Annotated in this window: 21 protein-coding genes; 8 read left to right on the plus strand and 13 right to left on the minus strand. The window is 58.7% G+C overall.

The features are described from left to right. Position 1: 1 nt before the first annotated feature. The 4 genes from P8S53_RS07250 to murD are packed head-to-tail and all read right to left on the minus strand — an operon-like array spanning position 2 to position 3,802. Entirely contained in the window at positions 2 to 976 is a 975-nt protein-coding gene (locus P8S53_RS07250) for an amidoligase family protein (protein WP_277806473.1), read from the minus strand. A 34-nt stretch (positions 977 to 1,010) separates the two neighbouring features. After that, positions 1,011 to 1,460, minus strand: coding sequence for a gamma-glutamylcyclotransferase family protein (locus tag P8S53_RS07255; protein WP_277806474.1), 450 nt, complete (start codon positions 1,458 to 1,460; stop codon positions 1,011 to 1,013). A 40-nt stretch (positions 1,461 to 1,500) separates the two neighbouring features. After that, a complete protein-coding gene (gene rarD, locus P8S53_RS07260; RefSeq protein ID WP_277806475.1) occupies positions 1,501 to 2,391 on the minus strand; it encodes an EamA family transporter RarD in 891 nt (296 codons plus the stop codon). Then, positions 2,381 to 3,802 (minus strand): UDP-N-acetylmuramoyl-L-alanine--D-glutamate ligase, encoded by a 1,422-nt coding sequence (gene murD, locus P8S53_RS07265; protein ID WP_277806476.1) that lies wholly within the window; start codon positions 3,800 to 3,802, stop codon positions 2,381 to 2,383. The genes rarD and murD overlap by 11 nt, the downstream gene beginning before the upstream one ends. 490 nt (positions 3,803 to 4,292) lie before the next feature. On the opposite strand from murD, the gene acs reads away from it, so the two are divergent. The 8 genes from acs to P8S53_RS07305 all read left to right on the plus strand — a co-directional run bounded on the left by acs (position 4,293) and on the right by P8S53_RS07305 (position 14,090). Further along, entirely contained in the window at positions 4,293 to 6,239 is a 1,947-nt protein-coding gene (gene acs / locus P8S53_RS07270; protein WP_277806477.1) for an acetate--CoA ligase, read from the plus strand. A 17-nt stretch (positions 6,240 to 6,256) separates the two neighbouring features. Next, the gene (locus P8S53_RS07275; protein ID WP_277806478.1) at positions 6,257 to 6,925 is read left to right on the plus strand and encodes an adenylate kinase; all 669 of its coding nucleotides are present in this window, start codon (positions 6,257 to 6,259) and stop codon (positions 6,923 to 6,925) included. A 171-nt stretch (positions 6,926 to 7,096) separates the two neighbouring features. Then, positions 7,097 to 7,351: a DUF4212 domain-containing protein gene (locus P8S53_RS07280; RefSeq protein WP_277806479.1), complete on the plus strand. Its 255-nt coding sequence runs from the start codon at positions 7,097 to 7,099 to the stop codon at positions 7,349 to 7,351. Positions 7,352 to 7,365: 14 nt separating this feature from the next. Beyond that, on the plus strand, positions 7,366 to 9,132 hold the full coding sequence (locus tag P8S53_RS07285) for a sodium:solute symporter family protein (RefSeq protein WP_277806480.1): 1,767 nt from the start codon (positions 7,366 to 7,368) through the stop codon (positions 9,130 to 9,132). Between the two features lie 84 nt (positions 9,133 to 9,216). After that, positions 9,217 to 11,049, plus strand: coding sequence for a DUF294 nucleotidyltransferase-like domain-containing protein (locus P8S53_RS07290; protein WP_277806481.1), 1,833 nt, complete (start codon positions 9,217 to 9,219; stop codon positions 11,047 to 11,049). A gap of 15 nt (positions 11,050 to 11,064) precedes the next feature. Beyond that, on the plus strand, positions 11,065 to 11,637 hold the full coding sequence (locus tag P8S53_RS07295; protein ID WP_277806482.1) for a hypothetical protein: 573 nt from the start codon (positions 11,065 to 11,067) through the stop codon (positions 11,635 to 11,637). Further along, positions 11,591 to 12,007 carry a response regulator transcription factor gene (locus P8S53_RS07300; RefSeq protein WP_277806483.1) on the plus strand — a complete coding sequence of 139 codons (417 nt, stop codon included), beginning with the start codon at positions 11,591 to 11,593 and terminating at the stop codon, positions 12,005 to 12,007. The genes P8S53_RS07295 and P8S53_RS07300 overlap by 47 nt, the downstream gene beginning before the upstream one ends. Next, positions 12,000 to 14,090, plus strand: a complete 2,091-nt coding sequence (locus P8S53_RS07305; protein WP_277806484.1) for a 3'-5' exonuclease — start codon at positions 12,000 to 12,002, stop codon at positions 14,088 to 14,090. The genes P8S53_RS07300 and P8S53_RS07305 overlap by 8 nt, the downstream gene beginning before the upstream one ends. A gap of 408 nt (positions 14,091 to 14,498) precedes the next feature. Here P8S53_RS07305 and P8S53_RS07310 read toward each other — a convergent pair whose 3' ends face one another. The 9 genes from P8S53_RS07310 to P8S53_RS21305 all read right to left on the minus strand — a co-directional run bounded on the left by P8S53_RS07310 (position 14,499) and on the right by P8S53_RS21305 (position 24,494). After that, complete coding sequence (locus P8S53_RS07310) at positions 14,499 to 15,425, minus strand: electron transfer flavoprotein subunit alpha/FixB family protein (protein WP_277806485.1); 927 nt, start codon at positions 15,423 to 15,425, stop codon at positions 14,499 to 14,501. After that, positions 15,425 to 16,186: an electron transfer flavoprotein subunit beta/FixA family protein gene (locus P8S53_RS07315; protein WP_277806486.1), complete on the minus strand. Its 762-nt coding sequence runs from the start codon at positions 16,184 to 16,186 to the stop codon at positions 15,425 to 15,427. The genes P8S53_RS07310 and P8S53_RS07315 overlap by 1 nt, the downstream gene beginning before the upstream one ends. Positions 16,187 to 16,303: 117 nt before the next feature. After that, entirely contained in the window at positions 16,304 to 16,876 is a 573-nt protein-coding gene (locus P8S53_RS07320; protein WP_277806487.1) for a cob(I)yrinic acid a,c-diamide adenosyltransferase, read from the minus strand. A gap of 3 nt (positions 16,877 to 16,879) precedes the next feature. Beyond that, positions 16,880 to 17,086: a twin transmembrane helix small protein gene (locus P8S53_RS07325; RefSeq protein ID WP_306417892.1), complete on the minus strand. Its 207-nt coding sequence runs from the start codon at positions 17,084 to 17,086 to the stop codon at positions 16,880 to 16,882. A 77-nt stretch (positions 17,087 to 17,163) separates the two neighbouring features. Next, on the minus strand, positions 17,164 to 17,988 hold the full coding sequence (locus P8S53_RS07330; RefSeq protein ID WP_277806489.1) for an SDR family NAD(P)-dependent oxidoreductase: 825 nt from the start codon (positions 17,986 to 17,988) through the stop codon (positions 17,164 to 17,166). Between the two features lie 30 nt (positions 17,989 to 18,018). Beyond that, positions 18,019 to 19,416: a sigma-54 dependent transcriptional regulator gene (locus P8S53_RS07335; protein ID WP_277806490.1), complete on the minus strand. Its 1,398-nt coding sequence runs from the start codon at positions 19,414 to 19,416 to the stop codon at positions 18,019 to 18,021. A gap of 12 nt (positions 19,417 to 19,428) precedes the next feature. Continuing rightward, complete coding sequence (locus tag P8S53_RS07340; RefSeq protein WP_277806491.1) at positions 19,429 to 19,797, minus strand: Hpt domain-containing protein; 369 nt, start codon at positions 19,795 to 19,797, stop codon at positions 19,429 to 19,431. Between the two features lie 323 nt (positions 19,798 to 20,120). Beyond that, positions 20,121 to 22,013 carry a propionyl-CoA synthetase gene (locus tag P8S53_RS07345; protein ID WP_277806492.1) on the minus strand — a complete coding sequence of 631 codons (1,893 nt, stop codon included), beginning with the start codon at positions 22,011 to 22,013 and terminating at the stop codon, positions 20,121 to 20,123. Between the two features lie 201 nt (positions 22,014 to 22,214). Beyond that, complete coding sequence (locus P8S53_RS21305; RefSeq protein ID WP_306417836.1) at positions 22,215 to 24,494, minus strand: NADP-dependent malic enzyme; 2,280 nt, start codon at positions 24,492 to 24,494, stop codon at positions 22,215 to 22,217. Positions 24,495 to 24,583 lie beyond the last annotated feature (89 nt).

The raw sequence follows: 24,583 nt of genomic DNA on the forward strand, positions 1-24,583 counted from the left end.
ATTAGTTGCGCAGAAGGGCGGGGTAGTGCTCCAGCCTGCGTTCGACCTGTGCGCCCCAGCCGCTGCGCGTGGATGTCAGGCTTGCATGGTGCTGTGTCCAGTCGCTGGCCAGCGCGTCCAGCAAATCAGGTGTGGTGGCAACCCGCTCAATCAGGACCCAGCGGTTCCATTCATAGGCAATGCTCCAGCCGGGTTCATCCACGCGGGCATCGGCCAGCCGGTAGTGAAAGGTTGGCCGCCCGCCCTTAAGCTGTGTGTCCGGCACGTCCGCCAGCAATTCGGGGCGCAAATGTTCCAGCGCGGGCAGCAGGTCCAGCCCGTATTGGCGTGACGGTGCGTGGCGCGCATAGCATATCGCCAGATCATCGACAGTCCAGTTTTGGCCCGCGACAAGCGCTTCCACCAGTGCAGTCGGCCAGCGGTCCACAAACGGCATGATGTTGCGCGCCGGATCAATCGGGTCGGATGCGCGCAACCAGTCTTCCAGAAGCGCATAGGCGCGGGCAACAGCAACAAGGCCGCCGCCATCGGGTGTGGGCAGTTCGGGGTTCAGGTGCAGGCCAAAGCTATAGGCCAGCGCGGCACGGCTGCCTTTTGCACCGGCCTTGCGCAATGCACTGGTCAGATGCTCGGCATGGCGCAGGTCAGATTGCGCAAGCGGCGGCGTGACAATTTCCACTGGAACCAGATCCCCAAGCGCCTTGGCGGCAATGTCTTCGGCCCATTTGGTTTTCAGCGCGATGTCCAGCTCGATCTTTACATCGCCAAACCGCCCGCCCTTTACCTGTATGTCGCGCGGTCCCTGCGTGCAGATTTCCCCACCCCAAAGCGCGCGCACCAGTTCTGCGGCATCATCTACGCTAACCTCGGCGAATTCAATTTCCAGCCCGACGCGGCGCGGCGTGTGTCCTGCGTTGGAATGGGCAGGCAGGGGCCAGAAATGGTCGCGGGGCAGGGTGTCATGCAGCTTGTTCATAGGGTCGATCCGTAAAGTGCAAGTTCAAGTAGGGTTAGTCGGCCAGTGCCTCTGGTCCGGTGGTGCCAATCAGGCGGTAAACCCACGCGGTTTCGCCGTCTTCCAGTGTCATCAGATCACGGCGATACTTTCGCCCGGTGCGTTCATAGCGGTCAAGGCGTATCATTTCTTCGGGCGTTACCGTGAAAACCACGCCTTGCAACATGAAATCCTGCGTGGCGCGCAGGTCGCGGCGGTTGCGGTCCCAGCCGCGCAGGGTTGCGGGTTCTGCGGGGGCAGCACGCCCCAGCACGACCAGTCGCACCAGCGGGTTGGTCAGCGTGGCAAACCCGAAAACGCGCGCGTTCTCATCTGGTGGCGGCGGGGCGCTGTCATCCAGACGGGGCAGGTAGACAGGCGCGCGTGTGACCAGAATCCACAATCCGGCCAAAAGTGCTGCGATTATAACGATGGTGATAATCGGGCGATTAATCAGAAATGTCATGCGACTTATGTATCTTCGTTTCCCGCCCTGTCAAAGTGCATCACTGCAATCCGGCCCGCCGTTTGCGCAGAATTTCCAGAATGTATAGCGCCATCGCGGCCCATATCATGGGAAAGGCAATCACGCGCGCCCCCTCGAACGGTTCACGGAAAATGAACACCGAAATCAGGAAAATCATCGTTGGAATCGAATATCCCGCAATGGCAATGGTCGACAGGCGCAACGCTTTCGCCCCGTTCGCATACAGCATAAGGGGCGCGGCTGTGACCAGCCCGCAGCCGACAAGCAGCGCCCAGTCCAACGCACCGGCTTGCGCGCTGAACGTCGTTCCCTGAAGTTGTGCCCAGACCATATACGCAATCGCGAAGGGCAACAGGATCAACGCTTCCAGCGCAAAGCCCTGATTGGGGCCAATAGGCAGGGCGCGCTTGAAATACGCATAGCTGCCCCAACTGAACACGATCAGCAAAGTGCCAAGTGGCAGCGCGCCCGCATCAACTGTCAGCACAACAACTGCGGCCACCGCCAGCCCGACAGCCCCCCATTGTCGCGCGCTTAATCTCTCGCCCAGCAGCGTTGCCCCCAGAAACACATTGAAAATGGGGTTTATGTAGTAGCCAAGCGCGGCATCCATTGCCTGACCGGACTGTATAAGCCAGACATAGGTGCCCCAGTTGATGGATATCAGCGCCGCAGTGACCAGCGCCATGCCCAGCATGCGCGGCGTGCGGATGGCCGTGCGCAGATCATCCGTGCGCCCCAGCACAATAAGGGCCACCAGCGCAAAGGGCACGGCCCAGACAACGCGATGCGCGATCACTTCTACAGTCGGGACATGATCCAGCGCCTTGAAATAGAAGGGCAGCATGCCCCAGATCGCAAATGCAGCACCCGCAAAGGCAAAACCGCGCAGGCTGTCATCACTGTTCATCCGGCGTGCCTTGCTCCGATACGCGCGCGGTGACAGCATCGATAAAGGCCTGGCCACGGCTTTCAAAATCCGTGAACTGATCAAAACTGGCAGCGGCGGGGGCCAGCAGAACCACATCGCCTGATTGCGCATCACGCATGGCGCGGGCAACGGCGCGGTCCATGGTTTCGCAGATTTCATGGTCCGTGTCGCCCAGTTGCAGGGCAAATTCGCGCGCTGAATGGCCGATCAGATAGGCCTTGGTTACATGTCCCAGATGTGGCGCAAGCGAGGTGATGCCGCCATCCTTGCCCAGTCCGCCCGCGATCCAGCGAATGCGATCAAACGCCTGTAGCGCCTGTGCCGCGCTTTCGGCATTTGTGGCCTTGCTGTCATTGATGTAGCGCACGCCACCGGCTTCGGCGACAAGCTGGCTGCGATGGGGCAGGCCGCTGAAGGTATGCAGCGCATCTTCGATCATGCGCGGCGCAAGGCCAAGACTGCGCGCCACGGCATAGGCGGCGCAGGCATTTTGGTGGTTATGTGCCCCGGGCAGCCCCTTGACCGACCGCAAGTCAACTGATGCAACCTGTTTTCCGCGCCTGTATTCGGCCAGAAACCCCTTGCGTGCAAACACGTTCCAGCCCGGTCCGGCCAGCTTCTGACCAGAGGAGATGCGGATCACCCGCATGTCTTCGGGGTTCTGCCCCAGTTGCCCTGCCAGAAACTGCCCCTCGAATTCGTCAACGCCGATCACGGCCCTGTCCGGCCCGCCTTCGGCAAACAGCCGGCGCTTGGCCGCAAAATAGCCGCCCATGCCGCCGTGACGGTCCAGATGGTCCGCTGACAGGTTGGTGAATACCGCGATGTCAGGGGTCAGGGCGCGGGCCAGTTCGGTCTGGTAGCTGGACAGCTCCAGAACCACCACTTCCCCGTTTTGCGGCGGGTCGATGGACAAGACGCCCTTGCCGATATTGCCCGCCATCTGTGTGGGGCGTCCGGCCTGTTCCAGAATGTGGTGCAACAAGGCCGTTGTCGTGGATTTCCCGTTTGATCCGGTGATGGCCACAACTTTGGGCGGCAATTCGAATTCCATGGTTTCCGGCGTGGCGAAGCTGCGGAAAAACAGCCCGATGTCATTGTCGACAGGCACACCCGCCGAAATTGCAGCGGAAATGATGCGGTTGGGCGTCGGATAAAGATGCGCAATGCCCGGGCTGACGATCAGCGCGGCCACGCTGGACCAGTCTGTTTTGGTCAGGTCATGCAGGGGTATGCCCTTGGCTTCGGCGGCGGCGCGGGTTTCCGGGCTTTCATCCCATGCCAACGCGATTGCGTCACCTGCTGCAAGTGCTGCGCAGGTCGCCATTCCCGACCGTCCCAGCCCCAACACGGCAACGCGCGCCCCTTTATATCCTTGGATCGGGATCATGGTTGTGGCCCTTCCTTGCTGGCGCATGCGACGTCTTTTGCGTTTTGGGCCATGTGGGCGGGGCTTGCAAGGATAGCTTTGTGAGCGCGCATGATTAGCGCGTATGCCGCAACGTCCCGAATCACTTATGTGCGAATTTGGCTGGAAAACTTTTCACTTGTTGCGCATGCGGTGTTTGCGCTGACATGTCCTGCCCGGTGTTTACAATGCTACGAACGTGGCCGAATTAAGGTAACATATATGTGTAGAAAACAATATAAAAACAATGGTTTCCTGCGGTGCAGCGAAAATTTATTGACACTATTGACAGTATTATTGTGAATAAATTTACAAAAAAATCCTTTAGTTAAAAAAAGTTACACAATCATTGACGAATGCGTTATACAGGCGTCGGGGAAGGGCGTCGGCCGTTGTGTCGCGCCGGAAATTTATGGGGGAGCTGTCGCATATTTTGGCGATTCAAGCCCCCTCGGAGACTGGAGGAAGATTCATGTCAAATATATATCCCGCTTCTGATGAGTTTGTGGCGAATGCGCATGCCGACGCGGCCAAGTACGAGCAGATGTATGCTGCATCCATCAACGATCCGGACGGTTTCTGGGGCGAGCACGGCAAGCGTATTGACTGGATCAAGCCCTTTACCAAGGTCAAGAACGCGACGTTCGAGTATGGCAATGTCGATATCAAGTGGTTTGAAGATGGCACGCTGAACGTGTCGGCCAATTGCATTGACCGCCATGTGCCCACGCGCGGCGACCAGACGGCCATCATCTGGGAACCGGATGACCCCAAGACGCCGGCCCGGCACATCACCTATCGTGAATTGCTGGATCAGACCAGCCGCATGGCGAATGTGCTGAAAGATCTGGGTATCGGCAAGGGCGACCGCGTTGTGCTGTATCTGCCGATGATCCCGGAAGCGGCCTATGCGATGCTGGCTTGTGCGCGGATCGGGGCGGTTCATTCGATCGTGTTCGCAGGGTTTTCGCCGGATGCACTGGCAAACCGCATCAATGACTGTCAGGCCAAGGCCGTGATCACGGCCGACACCGCGCCGCGTGGCGGGCGCCGCACAGCGCTGAAATCCAACACCGACAAGGCGCTGTTTGACTGCTCGGACAAGGTGAAATGCCTTGTTGTCAAACACACCGGCGACCAGACCACATGGATTGATGGCCGCGATATCGACCTGAATGCCGAAATGGCCGCAGCCAGCCCAGATTGCCCCTGCACAGAAGTGGGCGCAGAAGATCCGCTGTTCATTCTTTATACATCGGGGTCGACTGGCCGGCCCAAAGGGGTTGTGCACAGCTCTGGCGGGTATCTGGTTTATGCGGCGATGACGCAGCAATACACATTCGATTATCATGATGGCGATGTGTTCTGGTGTACCGCGGATGTCGGTTGGGTGACCGGCCACAGCTATATCATATACGGGCCGCTGGCGAATGGCGCGATCACGCTGATGTTCGAAGGCGTGCCGACCTATCCCGATGCGGGCCGCTTCTGGGAAGTCTGCGCCAAGCACAAGGTCAACCAGTTCTACACTGCGCCAACAGCCATTCGCGCGCTGATGGGGCAAGGGACGCAATGGGTTGAAAAGCACGACCTGTCGTCGTTGAAACTGCTTGGATCGGTGGGCGAACCTATCAACCCCGAAGCGTGGAACTGGTATAACGAAAATGTCGGCAAGGGCCGTTGCCCGATTGTCGACACGTTCTGGCAGACCGAAACGGGCGGCCACATGATTACCGCGCTTCCCGGTGCCATTCCGGCCAAGCCCGGTTCGGCGACGAAGCCGTTTTTCGGTGTGGTGCCGGAAATTCTGGACCCTGCAACTGCTGAAGTTCAGACAGATACCGCAGCAGAAGGTGTGTTGTGCATCAAGGAAAGCTGGCCCGGACAGATGCGGACCGTCTGGGGCGATCACGAACGTTTCATGGAAACCTATTTCAGCCAGTATAAAGGCTATTACTTCACGGGTGACGGTTGCCGCCGCGATGCCGATGGCGATTACTGGATCACCGGGCGCGTGGATGACGTGATCAACGTATCGGGCCACCGCATGGGCACCGCCGAAGTTGAGTCCGCCCTTGTCGCACATGAAGCCGTGGCTGAAGCGGCAGTTGTCGGCTACCCGCATGATATCAAGGGGCAGGGGATCTATGCCTATGTGACCTTGATGAACAACATGGAACCCAGCGAAGAACTGCGCAAGGAACTGGTCAAATGGGTGCGTCACGAAATTGGCCCTATCGCCAGCCCTGATCTTATTCAATGGGCGCCGGGCCTGCCGAAAACCCGCTCTGGCAAGATTATGCGCCGTATTCTGCGCAAGATTGCCGAAGATGATTTTGGCGCTTTGGGCGACATCTCGACATTGGCCGATCCGTCGGTGGTCGATGAACTTATCGAAAACCGCATGAACCGGGCCTGACAGGGATGAGGGACATAATGACAAAATCCGCCGTTCTTATCTTGCTTGGCCCCCCCGGGGCAGGCAAGGGCACGCAGGCGCGCATGCTGGAAGAAAAATTCGGGCTGGTGCAACTGTCTACTGGCGATTTGCTGCGCGCGGCAGTCGCTGCGGGCACGGATGCGGGAAATCAGGCCAAGGCAGTGATGGATGCAGGCGGGCTGGTCAGTGATGAAATTGTGCTGGCGATCTTGCGCGACCGCATGGCTGAACCTGACACGGCCAAGGGGATAATCCTTGACGGATTCCCCCGCACCGCCAAACAGGCAGAAGCACTGGATGCGCTGCTTGGCGATCAGGGCATGACGCTGGGGGCGGCCATTTCGCTGGATGTGGATGATGATGCGATGGTGGAACGCGTTTCAGGCCGTTACACCTGTGCAAATTGTGGCGAAGGGTATCACGACAGCTTCAAGAAACCGGCAGTTGCAGGGGTTTGCGACAAATGCGGCGCAACCGAATTCAAGCGGCGCGCTGATGACAATGCCGAAACCGTGGGCGCACGACTTGCCGCCTATCACGACCAGACAGCACCGCTGATCACATATTACGAAGGGCAGGGCGCGCTGAAGCGTGTGGATGCGATGGGTCAGATTGACCAGGTCGCAACCGCGTTGGCGGCGGTCGTACAGGACGTGACAGCGTAGTTATCCGGGAAACCGGAATACGGACGGGCGCTTCAAAACGCCCGAATGCAGGCCTTGAGGAGCAATCAGGCCTGCACACAGTGGACGTGTGCCTGACACGACATGCCCACTGCAAGAGAGGAAGCCAGCCCCATTAGGGGGCGGCACTGGAGGAAACTGGGAGACGTCACAATGTCAGACAAGTCGACAGACGCCTACTGGAAGGCCAACATTCGCATTATCACCATTTCTATGGTGATATGGGCGCTTGTGTCCTTCGGGTTCGGCATCGTTCTACGCCCGCTTTTGTCGGGTATTCCAATCGGTGGCACCGATCTTGGGTTCTGGTTCGCGCAGCAAGGCTCGATCCTGACCTTCATCGTGCTGATCTTCTACTACACCTGGTACATGAACAGACTCGATAAAGAGTTTGGCGTGGAAGAATGAGGGATACCTGAAAAATGGATCAGTTTGTAATCAACCTAATCTTTGTGGGCGCGTCTTTCGCGCTTTACATTGGTATCGCGATTTGGGCACGCGCCGGAACGACCTCTGACTTCTATGCGGCGTCGCGCGGCGTCAACCCTATTGTCAACGGTGCAGCCACGGCGGCGGACTGGATGTCTGCGGCCAGCTTCATCTCGATGGCGGGTCTTATCGCTTTCGTGGGCTATGGCAACTCGACCTTCCTTATGGGGTGGACGGGCGGCTATGTGCTGTTGGCCATGCTGTTGGCGCCCTATCTGCGCAAGTTCGGTCGCTACACCGTGCCAGATTTCATCGGGGACCGCTTCTACAGCCAGACCGCGCGTCTGGTGGCTGTCATCTCGCTTCTGGTTATGTCCATCACCTATGTTATCGGTCAGATGACCGGTGCGGGCGTGGCATTCTCGCGCTTTTTGGAAGTGACAAACCAGACCGGCCTGTTCATCGCGTCGGGCGTTGTGTTCATCTATGCCGTTCTTGGCGGCATGAAGGGCATCACCTACACGCAGCTGGCGCAATATGTCGTGCTGATTATCGCCTACACAATTCCGGCGGTGTTCATCTCGTTGCAGTTGACGGGCAATCCTTTGCCGCAGCTGGGTCTGTTCAGCACGCACACAGAATCGGGCCAGCCGCTGCTGACCACGTTGAATGAAGTGCTGGTTGAGTTGGGCTTCAATGACTATACCGGCAATCACGGATCAACCTTCAACATGGTGCTGTTCACCCTGTCGCTGATGATCGGGACCGCTGGTCTGCCGCATGTCATCATCCGGTTCTTCACCGTTCCGAAAGTGGCAGATGCACGGAAATCGGCAGGTTGGGCGCTGGTCTTCATCGCGCTGCTTTACACGGTTGCACCTGCTGTTGGTGCAATGGCGCGTCTGAACATCATCACCACACTCTATCCCAACGGTGTCGCAGGAGAGCCACTGGCATTCGACGAAAGGCCAGACTGGATGATCAACTGGGAAAACACTGGTTTGTTGCGGTTCGAGGACAAGAACGGCGATGGTCTGATCCAGTATTATAATGAGGCGAACCCACCCGCCCGCGCCATTGAAGAAGGCTGGGAAGGCAATGAAATGGTGACCTTCAACCAGGATATTCTGGTTCTGGCAAACCCTGAAATTGCACAACTTCCAAGCTGGGTTATCGGCCTGATTGCGGCTGGCGGTCTGGCGGCAGCGTTGTCCACGGCGGCAGGTCTGTTGCTGGCGATTTCGTCTGCCATCAGCCATGATCTGATCAAGTCGATGATCAATCCGGGTATTTCGGAAAAGGGCGAATTGCTTGCTGCCCGTATTTCGATGGCCTTTGCGATTGCGCTGGCAACCTATCTGGGCCTCAACCCGCCGGGCTTTGCGGCGCAGGTGGTGGCGCTGGCCTTCGGTCTTGCAGCATCGTCGCTGTTCCCTGCTATCATGATGGGTATCTTCAGCAAGAAGATGAACTCCTCGGGTGCGATTGCAGGTATGATCGTGGGTCTTGGTTCAACGGTGCTGTATATCTTCACCTATCTGGGCTGGTTCTTCATCCCCGGCACCAACATGCTGCCCAACACACCTGACAACTGGCTGTTCGGCATCTCGCCGCTTAGCTTTGGTGCGGTGGGTGCAGTGCTGAACTTTGCAGCGGCCTATATCGTCAACAAGATGACGAATGACGCCCCGGCAGAAATTCAGGAACTGGTGGAATCCATCCGCGTGCCGAAAGGGGCAGGCGGGGCCGTCGATCACTGATCTGACGCAAAGACATTGGCCTGTCCCCGTGATACCGGGGGCAGGCCGTCCCAAATCCGGGCCGGTGCAATCAGGACAACGAACATGACCCAAAGCGCCCCGAAGGTTCTGGAATTCCTGCAATCCGTGCACCCGTATGATTCACTGCCGCAGGACGAACTGGCGCGTGTCGCCAGTTGCTTCAGCCGCAGCGAGGTGCCGGCAGGAACTGTCATCTATTCCGAGGGCGAGCCGGTTGACGGTGTCTATCTGGTCAAATCCGGCGCGATCGAGGTGACCGACACACACGGCGCGCTTGTATCCATTCTGGCGCCGCGCAATTCATTCGGGGAACGCGGGCTGCTGCGCGACGGGCGGGCGGTGACCACGGCAACCGCCACCGCAGACTCGGTCCTGTTATGCCTGCCCGCAAGTGATCTGCGCTACCTGATCGCCAATTTCCCTGCATTTGAACGCTTTTTCAGCCGTGGTGTGCCATCAGGCGGCAAGCTGGGGCGACAGAATGATCTTGCCACGCTGAAGGTGTCGGACCTGATGGCGCGCAAACCCATTATTGCCACACCGCAAATGAATGCGCAGGAAGCGGCAAAACTGATGCGCGACAATCGCATTTCCTGTGTTGCGGTGGTGGATGGGGACAAGCTGGTCGGCATTGTGACCACGCGCGATTTGTCGGGCCGCGTTCTGGCAGAAGGGCGGTCGCTGGACACGCCGCTGCTTGATGTGATGACACCGGACCCGATGGCGCTGTCGCCCAATTCGTTGGGGTCTGATATTTTGCATATGATGCTGGAGCACCGCATCGGGCATTTGCCTGTCGTGCGCAACAACATGCTTGTCGGCATGATCACCCAGACAGACCTGACACGGTTTCAGGCGATCAGTTCTGCACAGTTGGTGCGCGATGCCGCAGTCGCCGAAAGCTATGACGATCTGGCCCATGTGACCGAACGCATACCGCAATTGCTGTTGCAACTGGTGGGCGCGCATAACGCACATGACGTGATCACCCGCCTGATCACCGATATTGCCGATACTGTCACCCGGCGGCTGCTGAAGCTGGCCGAGGAAAAGCTGGGACCGCCGCCCGTGCCATACCTGTGGGCCGCCTGCGGCAGTCAGGGCCGGCAAGAGCAGACAGGCGTCAGCGATCAGGACAATTGCATCATTATCGATGACAGTGTGACCCCCGATGACATGTCCTATTTCGCCGATCTGGCGCGGTATGTATCGGATGGATTAAGCGCTGCGGGGTATTTCTACTGCCCGGGTGACATGATGGCGACAAACCCGCGCTGGTGTCAGCCCGTGCGGGTGTGGCGGCGCTATTTTCAGGGCTGGATCAACACACCGTCGCCCGAAGCGCAAATGCTGGCATCCGTCATGTTTGATTTGCGCCCGATCGGCGGACAGGTCAGCCTGTTTCGTGACTTGCAGGAAGAAACGCTGGAAGCGGCCAGCAAGAATTCCATCTTTGTTGTCCACATGATTTCGAATTCCATCAAGCATTCCCCGCCGCTTGGGTTGTTGCGTGGCTTCGCGACCATCCGGTCGGGCGAGCATAAGAACCATGTCGATATGAAACTGGGCGGCGTGGTGCCGGTGACAGACCTTGCGCGCGTCTATTCGTTGCGCGGGCGGCTGACGGCGGTAAACACGCGTGCGCGCCTGCTGGCCGCCGAAGAGCAGGGGATCATTTCGGTTTCGGGTGCACGCGACCTGATCGAAGCCTATGACCTGATTGCCGATCTGCGGCTGGAAAATCAGGCAACACTGGTGCGGATGGGGCGCAAGCCTGACAATTTTCTTGCACCGTCCGACCTGTCGGACTTTGAACGCAGCCATTTGCGCGATGCATTCGTCGTGGTGCGCACAATGCAATCAGCCGTTGGCCAGATTGCCGGAACATTAGGCTAGAAGGACCAGCCCACTATGATCATGGAGTTTCTGGCGGTTATTGTCGCAGGCTTTGGCGGCTTTGGCGTGGCGCATCTGTTGCACCGGCTAAGCTGGCGCAACCTGCCCGACTGGATTGCCCCGTTCGGGGCGGCCGCGGGCATGGTGTGCATGCTGGTCTGGCTTGAATACACTTGGGCCGGACGATTTGAAGCGGGGTTGCCCGATGAAGTTACCGTCGTCAGCAAGAACGAACACCGCATCTGGTATCGGCCATGGACCTATGTTGTGCCGCTCAGCACCCGTATCACCGCGATTGACAACCGGGTCCGGCAGACCAATCGCAACAATCCCGATCTGGTGAAAACCGGAATTATACTCAAGGAACGCTGGGCGCTTACATTCGGGTTCCAGTCATTGTTCGACTGCGCCACAGCGCGCCGTGCCGACCTGACCGAAGGCACACGGTTGAATGATGCAGGGATACCGGTGGACGCGGAATGGTATCAACTGGCGTCTGATGATCCGTTTCTTATCGTCGCTTGTGGAGGAGGAGCCGCATATGGAGGACCGCGCGAAGAAGGTTCAGATTCTGGTGGTCGAGGATGAGGACAACATCGCCATAGCGCTGGACTATCTGCTGACCCGTGAAGGGTATGCCCAGACCCGCCTTGCGACAGGGGCGGGCGCTGTGGACATGATCCGTGAGACCAAGCCTGATCTGGTGTTGCTTGATGTCATGCTGCCAGAAGTGTCGGGCTATGACATTTGCCAGACAGTGCGCGCAGACCCTGATTGCGCCGATGTGCGCATTCTGATGATGACCGCACGCGGGTCGGCCATGGAACGGCGCAAGGGCTTGGCCATGGGGGCGGATGGTTTTATCTCAAAACCGTTTGAACTGAAAGAGTTGCGCGAAGAAGTTCGCAAGATACTTGCGGGTGATTCCGCGCATCCGCCGGATCGCACCGATGCTTGAACGCCTTGGCCTGCGTATCCGTGTTCTGCTGTTTTTCGCCCTGCTTGCGGTGGGGGCAATCGTGGCGGTGGGTGTCGCCGGCTGGCTGGTTTTGTCGCGCAGCGACATCGGCCCTGATTTGCTGGCACCCATGGCGCAGGCGGGTATTCTGGCGGGCTTCCTGATCCTGTTTCTGGTGACGGGTATCTGGTATCTGTTTGATATGAATGTCGCGCGTGCCATTGACGGGCTGGCCAATGCCATTCGCACCCGTGCACATGCGGATATTCATGACGATCTGGGGCATGACAAGGAACGCGCGCGCTATCTTGGCGATCTTGCGCCCGCGGCGGCGGAAATTTCACGTTCGCTTGCACAAACCCGTTCGGCGCTGGCGGAATCGGTGGCGCGCGAAACATCGCGGCTGTCGGGCGAAAAGGCGCGGCTGGAAAAACTGCTGGCGGATGTGCCGGTTGCGGTGCTTTTATGCACTGCCGATTATCAGCTGGCATTCTATAACGGGCAGGCCGTCACCATTCTGGAAGCCGGGGGCGCGCCCGGACTGGACCGCAATTTGCTGGATTACCTGCGCGAAGGGCCGGTGCGCCATGCCTATGAACGTCTGGCCAAGCTGAACGATCCCGAAGCGGCATCTGACCTGATTTGTGCAACCACCAGCAGCGGGCGGCTGTTGTCGGGGCGGATGCGGGTGCTGCGACGGACCGAGCATACACAACGCCCCGGTTTCGTGCTGACCCTGCGCGATGTCACCGCCGATCTGGCCGCCCATGCCGCGCGCGAGGCGTTGTTGGCGGAAGTGTTTGACCGCGTGCGCAGGCCAGCGGCGAATTTGCAAACCGTCATTGGTGTTATTTCCGAAGACAGCGAAATGGCGCAGGCGGCGGATCTGACTGCGGCCATGCTGTCCGAAGTGCAGGGGCTGACCACTGCCATCACCGAATTGGGCCAACGCTATGATGCGGGGCGCAATGACTGGCGCCCGCTTACGCAAATACGCTCCCCCGACCTGATGGACGGGGTGCGCGCGCAGTTTGAAACCCTTGGTCTGGAATTGCAGACAGACGGGCCGGAACTTATGCTGACCTGTGACGGGTTTGAACTGGCGCTGTTGCTGCGCTGGCTGGGGCACAGACTGGCGCAGGCCGGCCATGCCCGCAGTTTCCGGCTGGTTCTGAGCGAGGAGGACGGGCCGGGTGCCGTGCTGGACCTTGTCTGGCAAGGCCCGTCATTGCCAGTGGGCGTGTTCGATTCATGGCTGGCAGAACCGCTGGACCCCGACACGCCCGACCTGACGGCGCGCGCTGTGCTGAATGCCCATGCGACCGAAGCCTGGACTGAAGCGCGCGGCGATAGCGGGGGCGCTGTGCGCCTGCCCATTCCCAATGCGCGCCGCGCAACGACGCGGCCTGCACCGATCCAGCGCGAGGTTGTCTATGATTTCGAATTGCTGTCCAAGGCGCGCAATGCGGGCGTTCTGGAAAGCAAGCTGGAAGATCTGACCTATGTTGTGTTCGATACCGAAACCACCGGCCTGACACCGTCCAGCGACGAAATCGTGCAGATTGCGGCTGTGCGCGTGGTCAATGGCCGCCGCGTGAAGCGAGAGGTGTTTGACACATTGGTTGACCCCGCCCGCGCCATTCCGCCATCGTCGACCGAGGTGCATGGCATTACCGATGACATGGTCAAGGGCGCCCCCAGCATGACCGAGGCGGGCAAACGTTTTCACGACTTCGCGCGCGGTGCGGTGCTGGTGGCCCATAATGCGCCGTTCGACATGGAATTTCTGCGCAGGCACGAAAAATCCATGGGCGTGCGGTTTGATCATCCGGTGCTGGACACGGTGCTGTTGTCGGCGGTGGTCTATGGCCAGCTGGAACAGCATTCGCTGGATGCGCTGACTGCGCGACTGGGAATTACCATCCCGGAAGAGGCCCGCCACACTGCCATCGGGGACACTGTGGCCACGGCGGACGCGTTCCTGAAGCTGATGCCGATGCTGAAATCGCGCGGGCTGCTGACATTCGGGGATGTGCTGGGCGAAGTGCGCCGCCACGGGCGGTTGTTGAAAGACCTGAACTGAGTTTTGAGTCGCGCTGTCGCGAGACGTCGCGGCTATGGCAGTGGCACGTCAGGCAGGGTTACAAGGCTGGTTAGTTCTGGCCTTTTGCAGACATTGCGAATGCCCCAAGGCGCGGAGCAAAGGCCGCAGGCCGCCGCGCCATCGGTGGGCCGTCCCGCGGCCTGCCGATTTGGCTGATGACACGCCAAGGCAATGATCTTGGGAGTATGCAGCTTGCATAAAGTGCATTCCTTGAATGTCGGATCGGCAGACCCCGGCCCACCGATAGCGCGGGCTTTATTCAGGCACGAGCGCCTCCGTCAGGAGCATCACCCGCAAACCGGATGTTTCAACCTGATGAGACCCCGCGCCAACAAAAAAGGCAGCCCTTGTGATAGGGCTGCCTTTTCCAATGTCGCGTGCCGCTGCTTACAGCTTTTCGGTCAGTTCCGGCACCATGGTGAACAGATCGCCCACAAGCCCGTAATCTGCCACCTGAAAAATGGGGGCTTCTTCATCCTTGTTGATGGCAACAATGATCTTGCTGTCTTTCATACCCGCCAGGTGCTGGATCGCGCCGGAAATGCCGACGGCGATATACAGATCGGGGGCGACCACCTTGCCGGTCTGGCCCACTTGCCAGTCGTTGGGCGCATAGCCGGAATCGACTGCGGCGCGTGATGCACCGACCGCTGCACCCAGTTTGTCGGCCAGCCCTTCGATCAGCTTGAAGTCATCTTCCGACCCCACACCGCGCCCGCCGGATACAACCACCTTGGCCGAGGTCAACTCTGGCCGGTCGCTGGCGGCAACCTTGTCTTCGACCCATTCCGACAGGGCAGGGTTGTCTGCGGCTGAAATGGTCTCGACACTTGCAGATCCGCCTTGAGCAGCCGCGTCAAAAGTGGATGTGCGGATTGTCAGAACCTTGGTCGCATCGCCGGATTTGACGGTCTGGATTGCATTGCCCGCGTAAACCGGACGCTCGAACGTGTCAGCATCGACAATACCCGACACATCGGACAGCACCATCACATCCAGAAGCGCTGCGACGCGGGGCAGAATGTTTTTTGCATCCGTCGTCGCGGGGGCCACGATATGGCTGTAATCGCCCGCAAGGCTGACAATCAGCGCGGCGGTGGGCTCGGCCAGACGGTGGCCCAGACTTGCATCCTCGGCGCACAGAACCTTGGCCACCCCGTCGATCTTCGCGGCACTTGCGGCAGCGTCTGCCGCACTTGCGCCCGCACACAGGACCGTCACATCGCCCAGTTGCGCCGCAGCGCTCACCGCCTTGCAGGTTGCATCCATGTTCAGCACACCATCGGTGACTTCGGCCAGAAGAAGAACTGCCATCAGATTACCCCCGCTTCATCTTTCAGTTTCGCCAGCAACTCATCGACCGAACCGACCTTGACGCCTGCGGATCGCGCGGCAGGTTCTGTCGTTTTCACGATTTCCAGACGCGGGCTGACATCCACGCCGTAATCGGCGGGTGTTTTTTCATCCAGCGGCTTTTTCTTGGCCTTCATGATGTTGGGCAGCGATGCGTAACGCGGTTCATTCAGGCGCAGGTCCACACTGATAATCGCGGGCAGTTTGACCTTGATCGTCTGCAAGCCCCCGTCCACTTCGCGCGTCACGGTCGCGTGGTCCCCATCAACCGACACTTCGGATGCGAAAGTTGCCTGCGCCCATCCGGTCAGCGCGCCCAGCATCTGGCCGGTTGCGTTCATGTCATTGTCGATGGCCTGTTTGCCGCACAGCACGATTTGCGGCTGTTCTTCATCGATCACGGCTTTCAGCAGTTTTGCCACGGCCAGCGGTTCGATATCGGTATGCACATCATCGGCGGCATTGATCAGAATTGCGCGATCCGCCCCCATCGCCAATGCGGTGCGCAGCGTTTCCTGCGCCTGCTTCACACCGATGGACACGGCCACGATTTCTGTCACAACGCCTTTTTCCTTCAGGCGGATCGCTTCTTCTACCGCGATTTCGTCAAACGGATTCATCGACATTTTGACATTCGCCAGATCGACCCCGCTGCCATCCGCTTTGACACGGACTTTCACGTTATAGTCGATCACGCGCTTGACTGGCACCAGAACCTTCATTGGCGTGTATCTCCCTTTAGCAAAGCTTGTTCGTTTCTAACGACTTACACTTGCAGAAAACAATGCAAAAACGACATGATGGCAAATCCCGACGCCGCGTTACAGCATATGTCTGCGCTAACGGTTTGCGCCCGGAACCCAAAGGATGTCATCCGCGCCGTTGTTATTGGCAATGCGCCCGGCAACGAACAACCAGTCCGACAAACGGTTCAGGTATTTCACTGCCGATTCGTTGACCCCTTCGATCGTCGACAGGGCAACGGTTTCGCGTTCTGCGCGCCGTGCCACTGTACGGCACAGGTGGAAATGTGCCGCCAATGCCGATCCCCCGGGCAGAATGAAACTGCGCAACGGCGTCAGATCTGCGTTCATCGCGTCTATCTCGCGTTCCAGCCGGTCCACCTGCGACGGGATCATGCGCAGCGGGGTGTATTCGGCGTCCTTGTCGCGTTCCATATCGGGGCGGCACAGGTCCGCGCCCAGATCAAACAGATCGTTCTGAATGCGTGACAAGGCGTCCACCAGATCGCCGCTGGCATGCAGCCGTGCCAGACCCAGCGTTGCGTTCAACTCGTCTACAGTGCCATAGGCGGTCACACGTTGCGAATGCTTGGCCACGCGCGCACCATTTCCCAGCGCGGTTTCGCCGGAATCGCCGGTGCGGGTGTATATCTTGTTCAGCACAACCATGGATCAGGCTCCTTTCGAACGGAAATAGGCAAAAGCGACAATCAGAACCACGGCCACGAATTGTGCATACAACCTGTAGCGCATCATCCTGTTGCCGTGCTTGCGGTTGAATTCGCCGCCTTTGGCAAACCCGCCGATTCCGATCAGCAGCACCACCAGAACCACCAGCGACGCGAATGCCGCGATCAGGAACATCGGGTCTTGCAGCAGCATGTCGGGAACTCCTTATCGATTTGGCTGCAACTTAATCGTCCCCGCGCCAATTGCGAGGGGAAAACCAACCGTTGCTACATTTTGCCCAGAACGTAATCCAGCAGCCGCGTCGGCAGAACACGGCGCAGCCCGCCCAACACATAGGTTGGCGTGGTGACATAATAGCGCGGACGCGGGCGGCGGCTTTCAACGGCAGCAATCAGGCGGCGGGTCACCGCATCGGGGGGCAGTTCAAAGAAATCGGGTTCCGATTTGTCATAAAGGCGCGCCAGAAGTGCGTCGCGATACTGCTGCGCGCGGGGACTGTTTTCCCAGTCGATCCAGCGTTCAAAATGCGGGATGGAATTCTGGCGTATGCGCGATGTCACCGGCCCCGGTTCAATAAGCACAACATGAATTCCGGTGCCCGTCAGTTCCAGACGCAGCACATCAGACAGCCCTTCAAGCGCAAATTTCGTGGCGACATAGGCGCCGCGCCATTTCAGCCCCGCCAGCCCCAGAACGGATGAATTCTGCACAATGCGCCCATGCCCCTGCGCGCGCATGACGGGCAGGACTGCGCGCGTCAGTTCGTGCCAGCCAAACAGGTTTGTTTCAAAGATGCTGCGCAGCGCGTCCGTAGGCAGATCTTCGGTCGCACCGGGTATCGCGAAAGCGCCGTTGTTAAACACCGCATCCAGTGTTCCGCCCGTGCGTTCAAGCGCTTGGGCCACAGCCTCATGAATCGTTGCAGTGTCCGTGTAATCCAGCACGAAGCTGTCCAGTCCTTCGGCGCGCAACCTGTCGCAGTCTTGTGGTTTGCGGCAGGTGGCAAAGACCTGCCAGCCCCGCTGTGACAGGGCATGCGCTGCGTTATGGCCTATTCCTGATGAACAGCCCGTAATCAAGATAGATGGCATTTTATCCCTTCGGCGCAGGGGCTGATGATGTCACGATGCCCAGGATTCGCGTTTGCGATAGATGGTCGAAGGGGCAATGTCCAGTTCGCGCGCGGCCTTGGGCACGGACCCCGCATTGCGCCGGATCGCAGAGGTGATCACCAACTCCTCGATCTCGGCCATGGTCATGCCGCTTAGAACATCGGCGGGTGTCGCACCGGATGGCAGACCCGTTTGCGTGACTGCTGAGTCCGCGTCGGCATAACTCAGAAGTTCCGGCGGCAGCATCTGCGGGGTCACGATCGGGCCATCATGCAGCACCACAGCAAGGCGCAGCACATTCACCAGTTCGCGCAGGTTTCCCCGCCACGGGGCCTTGCGGAAGATTGCAGTAGTCTCGCCGGACAGTCCGGTAAAGGTTTTGCCTTCTTCCTGCGCGATCTGGACCAGAAGATGACGCGCCAGAATATTCACATCCTCGCCCCGGTCGCGCAGGGGGGGGACATGCATGGGGATAACAAACAATCTGTAATACAGATCTTCGCGCAGCTTGCCGCTGCGCATTTCTTCTGCCGGGTCACGAGTGGCCGCACAGATGATGCGCACATCAATCCTGACCTGATCACCGCCCCCTGTTGGTGCCGCAGTCCCGTTTTGCAGAAAATGCAAAAGCCTTGCCTGCACAGCAGGTGCCATGTCGTGAATGTTTTCCAGAAACAGACTGCCAGCATCTGCCTTGATCAAGGCACCGGCCCTTATGCCGGATGATGGCGCATTGCTGCGCTGGGCCTGCCCGAACAGTTCGTATTCCTGCATCTCTCGCGGGATTGCGCTACAATTAAAGGTGACAAAACGGTTCTTGGACCGCGCCGATTTCAGGTGCACGGCGCGCGCGCAAAGTTCCTTGCCGGTGCCACTTTCGCCCAACACAAAAACCGGCGCCATGGATTTGGCAACCGCGCTGATTTTTTTGTGTAGCTGGTGCATCACCTCGGACTGGCCAAGGAATGAAGAATCTATGGCGTCTGTCGTCTGCTCGTTGCTGGAAATATCAGCGGGCAAATCCCGTTGACTTTCGGCATGGGCGTTGGCCACTGCGCTTATCAGGCGGATGTCGCCCAATGGCTTGACCAGAAAGTCATGTGCGCCCGCACGCGTTGCTTCGACTGCGGCATTGACCGACCCGTTTGCAGTTATGACGATAATGCGTGTGCTTGGTTGCAGTGCCAGCATTTCGCGCATGACGACCATGCCATCTGAATCCGGTAACATAAGGTCAAGCAACACCACGCCCGGCCGGGATTCGGCGAATTTTGACAATGCCTCCTGCCCGTTAGAGGCACAGATGGCATTGTACCCCGCTTTACGCAGGATGGTCCGGTAAAGCATTTGCAGCGACGGCGTGTCTTCAACAAGCAGAAGCGAAGATATGGTTGACTGGCTACTCATGTTTACATTCATTTACATATTCTCAATAAATTGCGCCAAGGCGGTTCGAACACGATCACATTCATCGATCACTTCGGGCAATGCGGCGGCAAGGGCCGCACCGTCCTTATTTTGCGCCATTTTTTCCGCGCGCAAAGATAGTTCCGGCAAAGCGACCGCCCCGATCGTAAGTGCAAGGCCCTTCATTTCGTGTGCAATCATGTAAATTGCCTGAAAATTCAGGTCTGTGCCGGAATTCGAAACAGACAGATGCGCTTGCAGATCGCTGTGCAGCCGCGCAAAATCCTGTGTAAGTTGTTCTGCCAGGGCAGCCGCCACATCGCTACCACCTGTTTCCAGAAGGGCGAGAAATATCTTACGGTCGAGCGCGTCGGATGTCATATTGCTGCCCAAAAGATGTCATAATTTTGCCCAAATTCCCACGTAGCGTCCCCTACGACTATTTTAGCGCATCCGATTGTTACAGTATACCCATCAGATTGCAACCTTACGGAGAGCAGTCTTCTGGAAACCCGGCAGGATTGATTGAATTTAGAAAAATATGACCTGCCTGTGTTTCAATCTAGCGCCAGAAAATCAGAAGTCCGCGAAGTCTTGATATAAATTGTCAAGAATACAGCGCTGGCTCCGGCGCTTCACTTGCATAAGTGACGAAATCACAAGGCCGTGCCATGCGCGGTGGCTTGCCCGCGCATGGCGTTGTTTCAGCCTTTCGGGTAGCCCAACCCCTGAAGCGCTTTTGCAATCTCTGGCAGTATGGCGGGGTCGTCAATCGTGGCGGGCATCTTGTAAGCCTTGCCGTCTGCGATGCTGGCCATTGTCGCGCGCAATATCTTGCCCGACCGCGTCTTGGGCAGGCGGTCGACCACCACCGCCAGTTTGAATGCGGCGACGGGGCCAATCCTGTCGCGCACCAGTTTCACACATTCCTGCGCAATCGCTGCATTGTCGCGTGTTGTGCCGGAATTCAGGCACAGGAAACCCAATGGCAGCTGGCCTTTCAGGTCATCTGCTATGCCGATGACGGCGCATTCTGCGACATCAGGGTGGCTGGCAAGCACTTCTTCCATGCCGCCGGTTGACAGGCGGTGTCCGGCAACGTTGATCACGTCATCTGTGCGCGCCATGATATAGACGTAGCCATCCGCATCCACATATCCCGCATCCCCTGTTGCGTAATAGCCGGGAAACTGGTCCAGATAGCTTTTGCGAAAGCGGTCTTCGGCGTTCCACAATGTGGGCAGCGTGCCGGGGGGCAGGGGCAGCTTGATGGCGATGGCGCCCAATGTGTTCGCGCCGACCGGATTGCCACCTTCATCAAGCACATGAATGTCATAGCTGGGCATCGCGACTGCAGGCGATCCCAGTTTGACCGGCAGGGGTTCGATCCCCATCGGGTTTGCCGCAATCGGCCAACCGGATTCGGTTTGCCACCAATGGTCAATGACAGGCACCTTCAACTGGTCTTGGGCCCATTCAATGGTGTCAGGGTCGGCACGCTCGCCTGCCAGATAGACAGTTTTCAGGCAGGACAGGTCATATTTGCGCACAAATTCGCCTTTGGGATCTTCGCGTTTGACGGCGCGGAAGGCTGTGGGCGCGGTGAAGAAGATTTTGACCTTATGCTCGGAAATTACCCGCCAGAAGGTGCCTGCATCGGGGGTGCCGATGGGTTTGCCTTCGAATACGATGGTGGTGTTGCCCGCGATCAGCGGCGCATAGCAGATATAGCTGTGCCCCACGACCCAGCCCACATCGCTTGCTGCCCAGAACACATCGCCGGGGTCCACATCATAGATGTTTTTCATCGTCCATTGCAGCGCCACCAGATGGCCCGCAGTCGGGCGCACCACCCCCTTGGGCTGGCCTGTCGTGCCGGACGTATACAGCACATAGGCGGGATGGTCCCCCTCGACCGGCAGGCATTCAGCCGATGCAACACCGTATTGAAACGCATGCCAGTCATAATCCCGGCCATCTGTCAGCTTGGCAACTTCCTGTTCGCGCTGAAAGATGACGCAGAAGTCAGGCGTGTGTGATGCCAGTTCAATCGCGCCATCCAGCAGCGGTTTGTAATGAATAACGCGCCCCGGTTCCAGCCCGCAGGATGCGGCGATAATGCATTTGGGTTGCGCATCATTAATCCGCACGGCCAGTTCATTTGCGGCAAATCCGCCGAAAACAACAGAGTGAATCGCCCCCAGCCGTGCGCAGGCCAGCATTGCCTCCAGGGCTTCGGGGATCATGGGCATGTAGATGATAACGCGGTCGCCCTTTTGCACACCTTTGGCGCGCAGCGCCCCCGCGAGAGAGGCCACGCGGTCACGCATTTCACGATATGTCAGTTCGCGTTTTGAATGGGTGACGGGGCTGTCATGGATAACGGCCACCTGATCGCCGCGCCCTGCATCAACATGGCGGTCCAGCGCATTCCAGCAGGTATTGACCAGCCCATCCTTGAACCATTCATACAAGGGGGCGTTGTCGTCGAACAATGCCTTGGACGGGGGGCGCACCCAGTCGATTTTTTGCGCTTGTTCCATCCAGAACCCGTTGGGGTCTGAAATCGACCATTGGTGCAAATCGGCATAACGCATGACTGTCCCTCCCATGAACCTGAGCATTGATCATCAGATAGACGACAGCAGCGCGCGCGCGCAATCCTGTTAACGGGAACATGGCGGTTGCGGCGCAAAAATTTGCACAATTGCTTTGCAAATTTTTGCAAATTCACGAAAACCCCACCCTTTTGCGGGGGTGGGAAGGCAGGTTTGCAAAGCCCGGCCGATATTGCGACCTTAGCCGTAAATGGATACCGGCGTTCCGGCCAGCGCCGACATGTTCAACAACCCGCGCGGGGTGATGGACGGGGTGACAATATGCGCGGTGTTTCCCATGCCCATAAGGATTGGCCCGACTTCCAGTGCATCGCCGCGCATCTTCAGAATGTTGCGCACCCCGCTGGCCGCATCCGTATTGGCGAATATCAGCACATTGGCGGGTTCTGAAAACCGCGCATTGGGGAACATGCGTGCGCGTAGCGCGGGGTCCAGCGCCGCATCGACATGCATTTCGCCCTCATAGTCGAAATCCAGACCGGCCGCGTCCAGTATTTCAAGGGCTGCGCGCATGTTGCGCCCCGACGGTGTGTCGAGATTGCCGAACTGGCTGTGCGAGCAAAGCGCAATCTTGGGGTCCAGCCCGAAGCGGCGCACATGGCGGGCGGCACCGATGGCGGTTTCGGCAATCTGCTGGGGTGTCGGGTTCGGGTGAACCTGCGTGTCGGCAATAAACAGGTTCCCTTCTTGCTGGATCATCAGACTTAGCGCGCCCACGGGGTGGCGGTCTTTGCTGCCCAGAATCCGCGTGACATAGTTCAAATGCCACAGGAACTGCCCGAATGTCCCGCAGATCAGACTGTCGGCATCGCCCCTGTGCACCATGATTGCGCCGATGGCTGTGGTGTTGGTGCGCAAAATGGCGCGCGCCAGATCGGGGGTGACCCCGCTGCGTTCCATCAGCGCGTGATAGCTTTGCCAGTAATCGCGGTAGCGCGGGTCATCTTGTGGGTTGACCAGTTCGAAATCGCGCCCCGGCTGGATGGACAGGCCCGCGCGTTCCAGCCGCATGTTCACCACCTCTGGCCGCCCGATCAGGATGGGCACTTCGGTGGTTTCTTCCAGCATGGCGGAAGCGGCGCGCAACACGCGCTCATCCTCTCCTTCGGCAAAGACGATGCGCCGTGACGCAGCGCGCGCGGCTTCAAACACCGGTCGCATGATCATGGCCGACCGGAAGACAGACGCATCAAGTTTGGCCTTATAGGCGGTCAGGTCGTCCAGCGGGCGTTTTGCCACGCCCGAGTCCATGGCAGCCTTGGCCACCGCGCTGGCCACAACGCCCATCAGGCGCGGATCAAACGGTTTCGGAATCAAATAGTCCGGCCCGAAGCTTAACTGTTCGCCCTTATAGGCGGCGGCGGCTTCGGCACTGGTGGTGGCGCGTGCAAGGGCGGCAATCCCTTCGACACAGCCGATCTGCATGGCATCGTTGATTTCGGTTGCGCCCACATCCAGCGCACCGCGGAAAATGAACGGAAAGCACAACACGTTATTGACCTGATTGGGAAAATCCGACCGGCCAGTCGCAATAATCGCATCGGGGGCCACTTCGCGCACCTGATCGGGCAGGATTTCCGGTGTCGGGTTGGCCAGTGCGAAGATGATCGGGCGCCTGCCCATGCGCGCAACATGTGCTGCGGTCAGTGCGCCCGGACCGGACAGGCCCAGAAACAGATCCGCGCCGTCAATCACATCATCAAGGGTGCGCTTGTCGGTGGCTTGTGCAAAGGCCGATTTTTGCGGGTTCATATCCTGCTCGCGGCCTTCATGGACCAGCCCGTGAATGTCGCACAACCAGATATTTTCGCGCCGCACCCCCAGTTTTACCAGCATGTTCAGGCAGGCAATTCCGGCCGCGCCGCCCCCCGTGCTGACAATCTTGATATCCTCGAACGCCTTGCCTGCAACGCGCAGCGCATTGGTGGCCGCCGCCCCCACAACGATGGCCGTGCCGTGCTGGTCGTCATGGAACACCGGAATTCCCATGCGTTCACGGCAGATCCGTTCCACGATGAAGCAATCCGGTGCCTTGATATCTTCCAGATTGATCGCGCCAAACGTGGGTTCCAGTGCGCAGACAATGTCTGCCAGCCGTTCGGGGTCTGGCTCATTCAGTTCAATATCGAAACAGTCAATATTGGCGAATTTCTTGAACAGAACCGCCTTGCCCTCCATCACCGGCTTGGATGCCAGCGCCCCGATATTGCCAAGGCCCAGCACAGCCGTGCCGTTGGTGACCACCGCCACCAGATTGCCGCGCGCGGTGTAGCGGGCCGCATCTTCGGGGTTTGCCTTGATTTCCAGACAGGCTTCGGCCACGCCGGGGGAGTAGGCGCGCGACAGGTCATACCCGTTGGCCAGCGGTTTGGTCGGACGCACTTCCAACTTACCGGGGCGCGGATATTCATGATAGATCAGGGCAGGATGACGGCTGTCATCCGATGGCAGGTCGGTCATGTTGGTCCCCCGAGTTTAATTTTGTTTAGTATTAAACCAAATTGCCGCAAGGGCAAGTTCTGCTTTCCCTCGGGTTCCGGCAGCGGTGC

The sequence above is a fragment of the Roseinatronobacter sp. S2 genome (assembly GCF_029581395.1).
Classification (GTDB): Bacteria; Pseudomonadota; Alphaproteobacteria; order Rhodobacterales; family Rhodobacteraceae; genus Roseinatronobacter.

What these genes read in the sequence shown, in the direction of transcription:
- P8S53_RS07300 (WP_277806483.1), top strand. Translation starts at nt 11,591, where the DNA reads ATGGAGGACCGCGCGAAGAAGGTTCAGATTCTGGTGGTCGAGGATGAG.
- P8S53_RS07315 (WP_277806486.1), bottom strand. Translation starts at nt 16,186, where the DNA reads ATGAAGGTTCTGGTGCCAGTCAAGCGCGTGATCGACTATAACGTGAAA.
- P8S53_RS07310 (WP_277806485.1), bottom strand. Translation starts at nt 15,425, where the DNA reads ATGGCAGTTCTTCTTCTGGCCGAAGTCACCGATGGTGTGCTGAACATG.
- P8S53_RS07330 (WP_277806489.1), bottom strand. Translation starts at nt 17,988, where the DNA reads ATGCCATCTATCTTGATTACGGGCTGTTCATCAGGAATAGGCCATAAC.
- P8S53_RS07335 (WP_277806490.1), bottom strand. Translation starts at nt 19,416, where the DNA reads ATGAGTAGCCAGTCAACCATATCTTCGCTTCTGCTTGTTGAAGACACG.
- P8S53_RS07290 (WP_277806481.1), top strand. Translation starts at nt 9,217, where the DNA reads ATGACCCAAAGCGCCCCGAAGGTTCTGGAATTCCTGCAATCCGTGCAC.
- P8S53_RS07345 (WP_277806492.1), bottom strand. Translation starts at nt 22,013, where the DNA reads ATGCGTTATGCCGATTTGCACCAATGGTCGATTTCAGACCCCAACGGG.
- P8S53_RS07305 (WP_277806484.1), top strand. Translation starts at nt 12,000, where the DNA reads ATGCTTGAACGCCTTGGCCTGCGTATCCGTGTTCTGCTGTTTTTCGCC.
- P8S53_RS07295 (WP_277806482.1), top strand. Translation starts at nt 11,065, where the DNA reads ATGATCATGGAGTTTCTGGCGGTTATTGTCGCAGGCTTTGGCGGCTTT.
- P8S53_RS21305 (WP_306417836.1), bottom strand. Translation starts at nt 24,494, where the DNA reads ATGACCGACCTGCCATCGGATGACAGCCGTCATCCTGCCCTGATCTAT.
- P8S53_RS07285 (WP_277806480.1), top strand. Translation starts at nt 7,366, where the DNA reads ATGGATCAGTTTGTAATCAACCTAATCTTTGTGGGCGCGTCTTTCGCG.
- murD (WP_277806476.1), bottom strand. Translation starts at nt 3,802, where the DNA reads ATGATCCCGATCCAAGGATATAAAGGGGCGCGCGTTGCCGTGTTGGGG.
- acs (WP_277806477.1), top strand. Translation starts at nt 4,293, where the DNA reads ATGTCAAATATATATCCCGCTTCTGATGAGTTTGTGGCGAATGCGCAT.
- P8S53_RS07275 (WP_277806478.1), top strand. Translation starts at nt 6,257, where the DNA reads ATGACAAAATCCGCCGTTCTTATCTTGCTTGGCCCCCCCGGGGCAGGC.
- P8S53_RS07340 (WP_277806491.1), bottom strand. Translation starts at nt 19,797, where the DNA reads ATGACATCCGACGCGCTCGACCGTAAGATATTTCTCGCCCTTCTGGAA.
- rarD (WP_277806475.1), bottom strand. Translation starts at nt 2,391, where the DNA reads ATGAACAGTGATGACAGCCTGCGCGGTTTTGCCTTTGCGGGTGCTGCA.
- P8S53_RS07250 (WP_277806473.1), bottom strand. Translation starts at nt 976, where the DNA reads ATGAACAAGCTGCATGACACCCTGCCCCGCGACCATTTCTGGCCCCTG.
- P8S53_RS07280 (WP_277806479.1), top strand. Translation starts at nt 7,097, where the DNA reads ATGTCAGACAAGTCGACAGACGCCTACTGGAAGGCCAACATTCGCATT.
- P8S53_RS07255 (WP_277806474.1), bottom strand. Translation starts at nt 1,460, where the DNA reads ATGACATTTCTGATTAATCGCCCGATTATCACCATCGTTATAATCGCA.
- P8S53_RS07320 (WP_277806487.1), bottom strand. Translation starts at nt 16,876, where the DNA reads ATGGTTGTGCTGAACAAGATATACACCCGCACCGGCGATTCCGGCGAA.